This window comes from Dyadobacter jejuensis (assembly GCF_003149085.1).
Lineage (GTDB): Bacteria > Bacteroidota > Bacteroidia > Cytophagales > Spirosomataceae > Dyadobacter > Dyadobacter jejuensis.
In genome coordinates, this window is sequence record NZ_QGDT01000026.1 from 1 (window position 1) to 11,880 (window position 11,880).

At 37.7% G+C, this 11,880-nt stretch carries 13 protein-coding genes; 3 read left to right on the forward strand and 10 right to left on the reverse strand.

Features of this window, described 5'->3' with window-relative positions:
• Positions 1-89: 89 nt before the first annotated feature.
• The 3 genes from CLV98_RS22560 to CLV98_RS22570 all read right to left on the reverse strand — a co-directional run bounded on the left by CLV98_RS22560 (position 90) and on the right by CLV98_RS22570 (position 2,109).
• Positions 90-500, reverse strand: a complete 411-nt coding sequence (locus CLV98_RS22560; RefSeq protein WP_109678310.1) for a hypothetical protein — start codon at positions 498-500, stop codon at positions 90-92.
• Positions 501-966: 466 nt separating this feature from the next.
• Entirely contained in the window at positions 967-1,626 is a 660-nt protein-coding gene (locus CLV98_RS22565; RefSeq protein WP_109678312.1) for a hypothetical protein, read from the reverse strand.
• Positions 1,627-1,734: 108 nt separating this feature from the next.
• A complete protein-coding gene (locus CLV98_RS22570) occupies positions 1,735-2,109 on the reverse strand; it encodes a hypothetical protein (RefSeq protein WP_146202336.1) in 375 nt (124 codons plus the stop codon).
• 125 nt (positions 2,110-2,234) lie between these two features.
• Between CLV98_RS22570 and CLV98_RS22575 the strand changes: the two genes are divergently transcribed.
• Complete coding sequence (locus CLV98_RS22575; protein ID WP_109678316.1) at positions 2,235-2,528, forward strand: helix-turn-helix domain-containing protein; 294 nt, start codon at positions 2,235-2,237, stop codon at positions 2,526-2,528.
• Positions 2,529-2,630: 102 nt separating this feature from the next.
• Here CLV98_RS22575 and CLV98_RS22580 read toward each other — a convergent pair whose 3' ends face one another.
• From CLV98_RS22580 to CLV98_RS22610, 7 genes are all read right to left on the reverse strand, one after another.
• Positions 2,631-3,080 carry a hypothetical protein gene (locus CLV98_RS22580; protein ID WP_109678318.1) on the reverse strand — a complete coding sequence of 150 codons (450 nt, stop codon included), beginning with the start codon at positions 3,078-3,080 and terminating at the stop codon, positions 2,631-2,633.
• Between the two features lie 199 nt (positions 3,081-3,279).
• Positions 3,280-3,546, reverse strand: coding sequence for a TlpA family protein disulfide reductase (locus CLV98_RS22585; RefSeq protein WP_146202337.1), 267 nt, complete (start codon positions 3,544-3,546; stop codon positions 3,280-3,282).
• A 290-nt stretch (positions 3,547-3,836) separates the two neighbouring features.
• Positions 3,837-5,273, reverse strand: a complete 1,437-nt coding sequence (locus CLV98_RS22590; RefSeq protein ID WP_109678322.1) for a TlpA family protein disulfide reductase — start codon at positions 5,271-5,273, stop codon at positions 3,837-3,839.
• A 68-nt stretch (positions 5,274-5,341) separates the two neighbouring features.
• A complete protein-coding gene (locus tag CLV98_RS22595; protein ID WP_146202338.1) occupies positions 5,342-5,569 on the reverse strand; it encodes a hypothetical protein in 228 nt (75 codons plus the stop codon).
• 53 nt (positions 5,570-5,622) lie between these two features.
• The gene (locus tag CLV98_RS22600) at positions 5,623-6,813 is read right to left on the reverse strand and encodes a vitamin K epoxide reductase family protein (protein WP_109678326.1); all 1,191 of its coding nucleotides are present in this window, start codon (positions 6,811-6,813) and stop codon (positions 5,623-5,625) included.
• A complete protein-coding gene (locus CLV98_RS22605; RefSeq protein ID WP_109678328.1) occupies positions 6,783-7,238 on the reverse strand; it encodes a cysteine peptidase family C39 domain-containing protein in 456 nt (151 codons plus the stop codon). Before CLV98_RS22605 ends, CLV98_RS22600 begins: the two co-directional genes overlap by 31 nt.
• 2 nt (positions 7,239-7,240) lie before the next feature.
• On the reverse strand, positions 7,241-8,602 hold the full coding sequence (locus CLV98_RS22610) for a nucleotide disphospho-sugar-binding domain-containing protein (RefSeq protein ID WP_158281317.1): 1,362 nt from the start codon (positions 8,600-8,602) through the stop codon (positions 7,241-7,243).
• Between the two features lie 205 nt (positions 8,603-8,807).
• On the opposite strand from CLV98_RS22610, the gene CLV98_RS22615 reads away from it, so the two are divergent.
• Together CLV98_RS22615 and tnpA are read left to right on the forward strand one after the other, a co-directional pair.
• Positions 8,808-9,101, forward strand: coding sequence for a helix-turn-helix domain-containing protein (locus tag CLV98_RS22615; protein ID WP_109678332.1), 294 nt, complete (start codon positions 8,808-8,810; stop codon positions 9,099-9,101).
• Between the two features lie 1,492 nt (positions 9,102-10,593).
• Positions 10,594-11,046 (forward strand): IS200/IS605 family transposase, encoded by a 453-nt coding sequence (tnpA, locus tag CLV98_RS22620; protein WP_109678334.1) that lies wholly within the window; start codon positions 10,594-10,596, stop codon positions 11,044-11,046.
• The last annotated feature ends 834 nt before the right edge of the window (positions 11,047-11,880 follow it).

The following is an 11,880-nucleotide window of genomic DNA, read 5'->3' on the forward strand; positions in this document are numbered from 1 at the left end:
TAAATTCCTCCCAGAGGTCGGAAGCCTTGACAGAACCAAAGAATAAACTGAATAGGCAGTTGAAAAAGAAAAAAAATAATATTTTGGTCCTATAAAGAGGGAGTATCATAGTGATAGTATGTATTGATAATTCTCAAATCTCCCGTAAACCTAGGTAATCCATTCTCAATAGTTAGTTCGATATTTGCATAAGGTTCAAAGTACAAAGTCGTGGAGAATTTCCATTCAGCTTGATCTTTATTTTCTACTACCAATAATAGGCTCAGCGTATCAAGTTGTACAAATTCAATTTCAGCTCGCCCAACTGAATCAAACTTCGACTGATAAACCTCATTAGCTCCAGTATGTAAAATACTAGATCTGCTAAGAAATACTTCCATTCCAGCACATTCGTGACAAGTGATGTTTATCCGAGTTTTATTATCTTTTGAGGAAGACACACAACCTATAGTCAAAAGGATGGAGAGTGTTGTAATAAGAATAGAAATGTGTGATTTCATGTGCTTTGTAATTGACAAGATCAAATTAATAAAGTATAAATTCTTGTATATATCACTTTACTATATTAGGCGAAATTATTAAGTTACTAACAAATTGAATTAACTATAAGCACAACCATTTTTCACCACCGTAGCAGTTGGACCACAACCACAAATGTTTGTTCCTCCTACCTTATAGGTAATTCAGGAAACTCTTACATCATTACCCACATGATTTGTTACACTGCAGTATCCTGAACATTTTTTTTATCGGATCCCTCTATAACATTCTTCATTTCCGCTCTTGTCAATGCAAAGGCACTAAAACTAGATAAACTCTTGATTTTTACCTATTCAAGGCAAACTGAACAGTTTATTTAGCTGCATATATTCATCAATTTTCCCTCTTGTAAATCTTTGACATATGTCAATATGATAGTTTATAATAACATGAAACGTTGGTATTTCCGCTAAAGCAAAAGCTCATTCAACGAATTTTTACCAAAATTGCTGGAAAGTGATATTCAATTTGGTGATCGAGAAAAGTTTGATACTTAGTTGCTATATCAAATTGTTGTTGCTGATATACACTATTACCTGGCAATTTCAATAATTGCTTTTCCCATCCAACATCTTCCCTTTTAGAGAAAAAGTAAGGTTTATCGGCCTTTTTAATTAAACCTATTTCCAGTTCGCCAGTCGAATTTTTAGATTTTACCTCAAATCCGATAAAGAAGTTTCCAGTAATCCTAGTACGAAGTTTGAATTTCTTCCATCCACTTTTTTTATCGGTAGTTTTAATTCTACTATTATAAAATTCATGTTCTTTTGGCCTCCCCAATGAATCTTGGAATATTTTTACTTGATAACTTTGAGTCAATCCTTCTTTTTGAATTGTAAAAAATTGAATTTTTCTTAATTTTTTACACTCAGAAGTATTCATAGGAATTACAAACATTACGCCAGATTGATTCAGATCATTTCGAAGACTTCCAACAAGAATACGGTATTTTTTAAAAAGAACATATGATTCGATTTTAATATTATCGGCACCATACTTATATTTTATTTTAGCAAACACGCTATCACTATTGAAAATAGTAAAGATAGTCATTGTTACAACTAGAATCGATTGTTTTAATGACATGATTACGTAAATTATGGTACTTCAAAAAAGCGAATTTTTCCACTAACATTACAGAGAATATGAATCTACCCTCAGTAAATGATTGAAAATAATTATGCAAAAAAAACATCAAGGAATAGGTTCCGCTTTACATTTTGAGAGAGTTATTTTCGTCCATACAACCCAAGATTCTTTTACCATTTTATTTTTGATTCGTTGACAAGAATCTATTTGATAACAATACCCTTCTGGATCAGTGGTTGTACCTAAATCAATACAAACAACTCCCCCCCCAACAACATTCTTCATTTCCGCTCTTGTCAATGCACAAAAACTTTCGAAAATCCGTAAGGAATTGGCGCGCTCTATATTTTGGCCTAAAACAGTTAAAATACGGCCTAAGTCCTTTATATAAATGGCGACGGGTAAGAATAAAAAGGCTTTTTGCATGAGGTCGATCATTTCATTTACAAGTATATTTAAATATTTTGTGGTAATAGTCAAAATAATCGAGGCAATTTGCCTCGATTATTCGTTCAATTTTTGAACTTGTAAGAATAAAATATTCATAATTTCTCTTTGCAAATTGCATATAAGTAACTTATATTAGCAAAGCAATACACATCACCATGAAAATAGGAGCCAAACTTCGTCGGTTGCGGGACTATAAGCGTTTTTCTTCTAGGGAGGTAGCTGCGCTGATAAACATCGGCCAAAACACCTACTTAAGCTGGGAGCATGACGCTACCTATCCATCCTTTAAGCATTTCGTCCCTTTGGCCGAGGCCCTAGGGCTCTGCCCTATTTCCTTGATGGCTTTTCTTTTTGAGCAGATATCACTGGAAGAATTATTGATGATCACCGAAACTGTTCCCGATTTAAAGGAAGCGGTCATCTTCTACAAGAATCACAAGGACAGATAACTGTAACAAAAGAACATCAAGGAAGGATTGGGTAGTAGAATCATTTGACTCCTCCGCCCCACCCCCTCGATTCTGGCATACCCCAAAAGAAAATAATCAATCTTAGTCATTAAGTAAGCTCTTCAATGCCATGAGCATGTTATCATGTAGCCTTTTAGAATTGTAGAGAACAGGGTAGTTTTTAACAAAAATATCTCTTTCCCTAAATAAGGCTCCTGTCTTTGAGTTCACAAGTTTAATATTTATGAAATAAGCAAGTGGAGCAGTATTCATTATTGAGGTAAAGCATGCCCCTGTACTAATTTTACCCTTTAGTAAATAGGCAGCATCCGAAGAATCGGAATGGTATATATTAAGAGAGTCTAAAATCAATAAGGTAGCTTTAGTGTATTTATCAGCCAGTAAGGAGTCATTTATAATATTAGTCTCAAAAATGACTTGATTAATGGACAATTCGGATTCCCAAGAATTATTGGGAATGTCTTCTTCGGTCCTAATAGTAAAGGCCAGAAGGACGTAAGCATAAACAATTAAGGCTCTTAATTTAAACATGACTTTTAGGTTTAAAAGTAAATAATTTACACTTTTTTTGTAAAATCGAAAAAATAAATTAAATATTAAATCCTACACACTTATTACATCCCGAATTTAAATTACAATTGGTATATGCTGTTTTAAAATTTTCAAATGACGCAATTCTGTTCCACTCACTTCTTATCATATTCGATATCCTTTGAACCCCGAGCGGTTATTATTGTAAATTTTCAATAAGTTTATTGAGTTCTGTTGAGTTAGGCTCGTCCGCATCAATTGTAACAATCCTGCCTTGTTTGTCAATCACAATTCCCCTTGGAATGCTTGGTTCGGTAATAATTTTTGCTAATTCGGTATCGGGGTCTAATCTTAAGTGATTACCTAAGTCAGAAATGCCCCATGACTGGATTGATCTTTTCCATTCAGACTCTCCCATGTCCTTTGAAATGAATACTACTTTGGGCGAAGGAAACTGACGCTTCATTGCTATTATCTTGGCAATATTTAACTTACAGCCCACACGCCAACTTAGTAGACATCAATACCAAAGCAATTGCTAAAATTTTCATGTTTTAAAGCCAGTAAAGTGGATATCCGTTACTTCTTTTCGTAACGGGTGTCTCACCAAATGTGATCGGTTTGAGTAATCTAATTTGAATTTCTCAGTTTTATCTTACATGAATATATTCCCCATCGGAGCAGGTGGGCTATTTCACAAACACTTATACCATTGCACTGTGCAAATGGTCGAATCAACCTAGAAAAACTAGATCATCATTCCAGTTTTCCGATGGTGATAGAGTCTATTGGCTCTTCAGGGATATATACCTGCAATATCCTATGTATTTGTTCGTCGTCGGCCGACGGCATTCTCGAAACTATTATTTTTCCGGTGCTGTCCAAAAGAACATAATTGGGTATTACCAAAGGAACGGTTTCAGTTAACCTACTGGTCATTAAAAATTGGCTAAGACTACTTTTGCTTTTTCTCGTTAAATAGTGTTCGCTGGATCCAAATCTGTCATTATAAAGTTTAAGTCCCGATTTCCATTTCTTTTCATCCTCATCGATGGATATACTAATAATATCCAACCCAGATAAGCCATATTGAGTCTTTATTTTTTTTAGATATGGCAAATAATAGTAACATGGCCCGCACCAACTTGCCCAAAACGTCACCATCACTACTTTACCCTTATGTTTATTTAAGACCGACTCCCAACTTGAATAGGTATTATCAGGTTTTTTTAGCTTTGACTTTAATATTTGGTTAGGGTATTCAAAATTGTTGTTATCTACTTTGTCCATTACATAGGCCAAAAGGTTCCTATCCTTACATATTGCGTAAAATCTATTTAAATACTCCTGAAAATCTGGGAGATTCAGCCACTTGTACTTTTGTAAGAGCCATGCCATTAAATAACTTTGTTGGATCCCATTAAAGTTGTGTAAAGCCGAGCTAAATTCGGTATAAAATTTATTTGCCGGATCGTCTCCCCTCAATGAATCCCTACATAGGAAGGAGTTTAAGGCGACAATGGCAGTCCGATATTCTTTTCCGCCCATCCATAATGAATCCTTATCTGTTACGGTGTCCTTTATTATCCTAATTGTATCCTGATACCATTTAGGAATATTTAGTATATTGGTATTTTCGCTAATATACGGTCTCAAAAGATCCACGATACGGTAATAATCCAGTTCCTTTTCCAAAGTATATTTATATGCAGAATCACTCTTAGTAAATTTTGAAACAACCTCTTTTCGCTTCCAATGACAGGAATCTAATGTTGAGATAATCAGCTTAAAATCTGAATCTTCCGTTTTATGTATATCAAAACCCGGATGATACTCAGTGGATAAACCTGGCTCTTTTGTAAGTAAGACCAGAGCATTGTAAATGCTATCCTTATTCATTACTTCCAAATGCCCTCCTGTTTTACGACGCCCAAGAACGATCGTATCGTTTGGCATGACCAACACATTTCTTCTCGTTTGTCCGTCAGTATACGTGAATGTAATTGGAAAGGGAGCATCTATAATTCTGTCATTCTGGAGTTTCCCCCAAAACATATTTCCGAAAATATCTTCGTAATGCACTATTTCACCTACGGCTTCATTCTCATTTGAGTAAATCATAACGGTACTTTGACCGAAAACAGGGTAAGATAAAAGCACTGCAAAACAAAAAACTTTATATAGTAAATGCATCGGCGAAGAATTTACAAGTCATACGAATGAGGGATCATTCGTATGACTTAGTTTAATTAATTATATATTTACTCACAATGATAGTCTACTCCTGGATATCCAGCATTCGTATTATAGTCATTGGCAGCTTTTCCTGCATAAGAAAAACAATCATCCATACTGGTTGACGCGCAATCACCTGACCAGGAAACTTGGTTCAATTTATCATTGAAATGGCATACAATGTCGGCTCCCCCAACCACATTCTTCATTTCCGCCCTTGTCAACGCAAAGGCACTAAAACTAGATAAACTCATGATTTCTAATAATTTAAGGTTTAAAAAATATATTTACTGACTTTCGAAAATCCTTAGGTGATGGGTACGTTTGCATTTTTTTGGTTTAAAACGCTTACAATACTGCCCAGATCCTTTATTTGAAAGGCCTTGGGTAACAGAATGCCATTGATAAAAACGGTTGGCGTGGCATTTACACTAGCCAACTCGCACCAGCGGGCGTAAAGTTGGAACTGTTTTGGATGATCAGCATTTGGTTCAAAGGGATATTGCTTCAACCATTTTTCGGCATCCTGCCGGTTGTCGTGGTACCAAGAATCCATCACTGTTTGCAATTGGCTCGCTGACGCTTCTAGAAATTTGGCGGCAATTTGCATGCCTTTGTTTGGCCCGAGAAAAACAAACTGGGCTTTAATCTGCTGGTTTTTTTCGATCAAGTGATTTATCTCCCCGTGTATTCTGGCACATGGGCCACATAGCCGGTTGGTTACCACGGTGAGCGTATGGGTCGCATTGGGATTTCCGCGTTGTACGGTACGCATATCCGTAAAGATAGGCGGCATTTGGCGTTGGTTTTGAAATACCATTTTGATATACTCCTCATTGAATTTTACCTTCTGTAGTTCCCTTCTTAAGCCAAATACTTGTGTAGCTTGTACCATAGGTGTTTTTACCAATACCCAAATTAGAGTTGGAATTAGGAAGGCCAGTATCAGTACTGCCATGGTGGGCAGACTGAAATTCAGACTCAGATTTGGGTAATTGATCATCACCCATGCCGCTTCTAGCCAAAGTACCACCTGTACGGACATACAAAGCTTACACCATTGCTTGGCCACGAACTTTTGATAATAAACGGAGTACAGGGTATAAGGCAATGCTAATATGCTAAGGACGGAAAGGATACTGATCACTCCCATATCTGCCGAAAACAAACCAAACAAAAGCGCTAATAATCCGCCAGAAAAATACAGAAACCCAATGTCCGACCAGGTGAGCCATGGGGTAAGTTTGGCGGCACTGGACTGTAATATACCGTTGCAATTATTGCCTTGGCCCACTTGGCACAGGCTTTGTAAAAAGGGATTGTCGGAATCCAGACTTTGCCATAGGAGCAATCCACTAAGAAGGGTTCCGGTTAATTTCAATCCTGTGATTAGCAACAGATTCGTGCTTGAAAGATTTCCCCAAGTCAGGCCAATCAGGATAGCCAAAAGAAGCAATGTTCCACCTATCAGAAATGGATTCCGCCCCTTGCTCCCCATTGTTCCTTTTTCTTTTTGTCATAATCCACCTCTCCCGATTGCTCGTTGGGTTCTATTAAAAGTGTAACTCCGTCCCATTTTTGTTGGAAGGAATTCAGGCCTTCCGTTTGCCAACCCACTTGCGTATCCAGCCAAGTAATGGTTTCATTTTTGACAGACTTGATCGGTGCTAATATGCCTCCTTTAATTTTTAGATACGCCAGGGCGGGCAAGGGTATTTCTTTGATTTGGTCAGGATGCAGCCGAGTAGCCATATTGGGTACATTCCATTCGGATAAGGCATCGCTTACTGCAGCCATACTAGGAAAATCAGGGTGCAGACAAAGTCCTACGGTTACTCCATTTGCAGTAACAGGTACCTTGGCTGCCCATAGCAAGTACTCTAAGGTATCTTTTGTATTTTTTTCGGTGGCGTTTAAATTCATGGCTAATCGATTAATGCATTAACAACGGTTTTTAGATTATTGACGGAATACTTTGAGGCGCAGGTTTTATTGAATGCCGCTATATTGCTTTTGTATTTTTCATCGCTCAATAGTTCTTCTATTTTCCTTTTCATATCCACACTTCTCTCGTGGTGAAACACCCCTCGTAATCCCAATCCGTGGTGTTCCACTTTCAACCCATTCCCATTTTGGTCATAATGAGGATCGAGGGGATACACCAGCATGGGTACTCCATATTGTAAACTTTCTTTTACCGAGCCTAATCCACCATGGGTAACATATAAATCGGCATGTTTCAACACCTTCAACTGAGGTACTCTGGTAAAAAAATGAAACGTATCGGGTAATTGTCGCTGATAGCTTAGGGTTTGGATTACCAAATCGTTTACCGAGAATATTACTACGATATCCGTAACACTTTCTAGCGCATCGATTAGCTTATTCAGGAAATCGAGTAATGCCTTGTCGGATCCCTGGTAAAAAGTACCAAAGGTGCAATACACGATTTTATTTCCCTTGCTTTTGCTTTTTAGAATACTGTCAAACCGAATTTCAAAGGATTCGTCTAATTGGGTATCCATTTTTTTTTCGGTAGTACAAAGTCCCAAATAATATTGATTGCGCTTCCTGACATCCGGTGAAACTTCCAATTCTAATGGGGCCAAGATTACTTCTGGAATATGATCGAATAGCAATGTATTGGTTCGGTCCTTGGCTAATGGATGTTTTACAGAGAATCCTTCAGCAGCTATCATTTTCTCCAATTGACGATCCATTGCCTTGGAAATCATTACATCCAAAGGTTGGGTAAAGTACATTTTTAAGGGTATGCCTTTTCTTTGATTTTTTACGGGTTGGTTTTCATGTTCTTTCGGCCAATGGGCTTGATCTACCGTAGGGTAACCATTGATGCGATAAGTGGATAGCATCGGGTTTAGAAAAATTAGCTTGACTGTTTTATGGTACTTGGGAAACAGTACCAACATATCCGTACTATTAAAAATATCGATAAAAATCGCTGTTGGCTTTATTTGGTCAACAAGGCTGAATAATTCGTTTTGGCGGTGTGTGAGTATTTCGTTTTCTCGGATGCATTTCAAAATATTCCATTTCCCGGACAATTGTTTCACTTCATGGAGGTAACGTGCTTCCATTCCTAGAGTAACCCTATAGTTGCTCGTTACCTTTGCATCGTAACCTTGTGTCGCAACCAAACCGGCCAAAGCCTCGGAGGTTACCGCATAATGGATGCCATATTCCTCCCTCAACAACCCAGCCACAAAGAGCGAAGGCAGAACATGGCTATGAATGGTGGCGGGTAAGAATAAAATAGTTTTTTGCATAAGACAACTCATTTGAACTACAAGTATATTTAAATTAATTATTAGATTAGTTCAGAAAATTGGCGCAATTCGCCTCGATAATTGGTTCAATTATAATTTTTGACCGAAAAATAATTTTTTTGTAACCAATGGCAGATCTTTCCAGATAAGTGACATATATTAGCATAGTATACACTCAGCTACAGGAAAATAATACACCCCCACCATGAAAATAGGAGCCAAACTTCGTCGGTTGCGGGACTATAAGCGTTTTTCTTCCAGGGAGGTAGCTGCGCTGATGAACATCGGCCAAAACACCTACTTAAGCTGGGAGCATGACGCTACCTATCCATCCATTAAGTTCATCGTCCCTTTAGCGGAAGCTATGGGGCTCTGCCCTATTTCCTTGATGGCTTTTCTTTTTGAGCAGATATCACTGGAAGAATTATTGATGATCACCGAAACTGTTCCCGATTTAAAGGAAGCAGTCATCTTCTACAAGAATCATAAGGACAAATAACTGTAGCCTGCTCAGGCGTGGCAGAAGAAAACGAGAGCTGATACATTTGCCCCCCTCCCTCTCCTCTCCAAGCGAGGACATCAGAAAGTGGTGACGTTTAAAATGCCTGAAATGGAGAATTATGCAAAAAGGAGTATCTCTAAAATTTCCATCCCGCTGGGATAAGGTTACAGAACATATCGATTGAAACTAAGTATCATTGGGGGTTTTGAGAACATGCTGCTCAAAATTAGGAATTTTGAAAAAATGCGGCTCAAAGATGCCAGAGGCATCTAACGTTTATAGCCAAAACGTTAACATATGAATCTCCCGACTGCAGCGCAGTCGAACCATGGCCGACAATGGTCCTATTCGCCTGGGTTATGATAAAATCACGGCAGAAATGGTCTTGAAAATAACACTCTACATAGAGGTTCGATACCTACGGCATCGTCATTCACGATTCATTAATTATTTCTCTATAAACGTTTTATCCCGCTGGGATAAGGTTACAAAATATATCGATTGAAATTAAGTATCATTGGGCGTTTTGAGAACATGCTGTTCAAAGATGCCAGAGGCATCTAACCTTTATAGCAAAAACGAAAACATGTGAATCTCCCGACTGCAGCGCAGTCGAACCATAGCCGTCAATTGCCAAATACCTTGGGTTTCCATAAAATCACCACAGAAATGATGATGGAAAAACCACTCTACATAAAAGTTCGATACCTACGGCAGCGTCATACACGATTAATTAATTCTCTATAATCGTTTTATCCCACTGGGATAAGGTTACAAAAAATATCGATTGAAATAAGGATCATTGGGGATTTTGAAAACATGCGGCTAAAAGATGCCAGAGGCATCTAACGTTTATAGCCAAAACGCAAACCTGTGAATCTCCCGACTGCAGCGCAGTCGAACCATAGCTGACAATTGCCAAACACCTTGGGTTTCCATAAAATCACCACAGAAATGATGATGGAAATACCACACTACAGAGAGGTTCGATACCTACGGCATCGTCATTCACGATTCATTAATTAATTCTCTATAAACGTTTTATCCCGCTGGGATAAGGTTACAATAGATATCAATTGAAAAAAGGATCATTGGGGATTTTGAAAAAATGCTGCTCAAAGATGCCAGCGGCATCTAACGTTTATAGCCAAAACCCAAACCCATGAATTTCCCGACTGCAGCGCAGTCGAACCATAGCCGACAATTGCCAAACACCTTGGGTTTCCATAAAATCACCACAGAAATGATGATGGAAAAACCACTCTACAGAGAGGTTCGATACCTACGGCATCGTCATACACGATTCATTAATTGATTCTCTATAAACGTTTTATCCCGCTGGGATAGTGCCGCAACGAATTTAATTGTATTTTTATATTATACAAATTTTTTATATAATCTAAAATATAATTCATGAGCATCCATAGATTTTTTAGACATAATTATTCATCGATCCACCGACTGCCATGCAGTCATAAATATAATCATTATAATGAATACTTACTCGCAAATTTATGTCCACATCGTATTCGCGGTAAAGGGCCGTGAAAACCTAATTTTGCCTTCGTGGGAAGAAAAGATTTATAAATACATTACTGGAATTGTTCAAAATAAGGAACAAAAAATGATTGCCATTAATGGTATGCCAGATCATATCCATTTCCTTTTAGGAATAAGACCGACTTGTTGTATATCAGATATGGTCCGAGAAATTAAAAAATCGTCAAACCTTTATATACAAACAGAGCAATTATCAAAGTTTAAATTTCAGTGGCAAGAAGGTTTTGGTGCATTTTCATATAGCCATTCACACTTAGACATGGCAATTAATTATATTCTGAGACAGAAAGAACATCATAAAAAGAAAAGCTTTGGAGATGAATACATCGAAATGCTTCAAAAATTTAATATTGACTATAACGATAAATATTTGTTAGAATAAATCGTGCAATAACCACTATACATTGAGAGAAAAGTAGATGCATTACGTTTTGATCGAAATTATATAATTTCAAAATGCTCAAAGATGCCAGAGGCATCTAACGTTTATAGCCAAAACGCTAATATGTGAATCTCCCGACTGCAGCGCAGTCGAACCATGGCCGACAATTGCCAAATACCTTGGGTTTCGATAAAATCACCACAGAAATGATGATGGAAAAACCACTCTACAGAGAGGTTCGATACCTACGGCATCGTCATACACGATTCATTATTTTATTCTCTATAAACGTTTTATCCCGCTGGGATAAGGTTACAAAACATATCGAGTGAAATTAAGCATTATTAGGAATTATGAAAAAATGCTGTTCAAAGATGCCAGAGGCATCTAACCTTTATAGCAAAAACGAAAACAAGTGAATCTCCCGACTGCAGCGCAGTCGAACCATAGCCGACAATTGCCAAATACCTTGGGTTTCCATAAAACCACCACAGAAATGATGATGGAAATACCACACTCCATAGAGGTTCGATACCTACGGCATCATCATACACGATTCATTAATTGATTCTCTATAAACGTTTTATCCCGCTGGGATAAGGTTACAAAACATATCAATTGAAATTAAGCGTCATTAGGAATTTTGAGAACATGCAACGCAAAGATGCCAGAGGCATCTAACGTTTATAGCCAAAACGTTAACATATGAATCTCCCGACTGCAGCGCAGTCGAACCATGGCCGACAATGGTCCTATTCGCCTGGGTTATGATAAAATCACGGCAGAAATGGTCTTGAAAATAACACTCTACATAGAGGTTCGATACCTACGGCA

Coding starts and splice junctions, on each gene's coding strand:
- CLV98_RS22600 (WP_109678326.1), bottom strand. CDS start 6,813: ATGGGGAGCAAGGGGCGGAATCCATTTCTGATAGGTGGAACATTGCTT.
- CLV98_RS22565 (WP_109678312.1), bottom strand. CDS start 1,626: ATGTCATTAAAACAATCGATTCTAGTTGTAACAATGACTATCTTTACT.
- CLV98_RS22590 (WP_109678322.1), bottom strand. CDS start 5,273: ATGCATTTACTATATAAAGTTTTTTGTTTTGCAGTGCTTTTATCTTAC.
- CLV98_RS22575 (WP_109678316.1), top strand. CDS start 2,235: ATGAAAATAGGAGCCAAACTTCGTCGGTTGCGGGACTATAAGCGTTTT.
- CLV98_RS22595 (WP_146202338.1), bottom strand. CDS start 5,569: ATGAGTTTATCTAGTTTTAGTGCCTTTGCGTTGACAAGGGCGGAAATG.
- CLV98_RS22580 (WP_109678318.1), bottom strand. CDS start 3,080: ATGTTTAAATTAAGAGCCTTAATTGTTTATGCTTACGTCCTTCTGGCC.
- CLV98_RS22560 (WP_109678310.1), bottom strand. CDS start 500: ATGAAATCACACATTTCTATTCTTATTACAACACTCTCCATCCTTTTG.
- CLV98_RS22610 (WP_158281317.1), bottom strand. CDS start 8,602: ATGCAAAAAACTATTTTATTCTTACCCGCCACCATTCATAGCCATGTT.
- CLV98_RS22585 (WP_146202337.1), bottom strand. CDS start 3,546: ATGAAGCGTCAGTTTCCTTCGCCCAAAGTAGTATTCATTTCAAAGGAC.
- CLV98_RS22605 (WP_109678328.1), bottom strand. CDS start 7,238: ATGAATTTAAACGCCACCGAAAAAAATACAAAAGATACCTTAGAGTAC.
- CLV98_RS22615 (WP_109678332.1), top strand. CDS start 8,808: ATGAAAATAGGAGCCAAACTTCGTCGGTTGCGGGACTATAAGCGTTTT.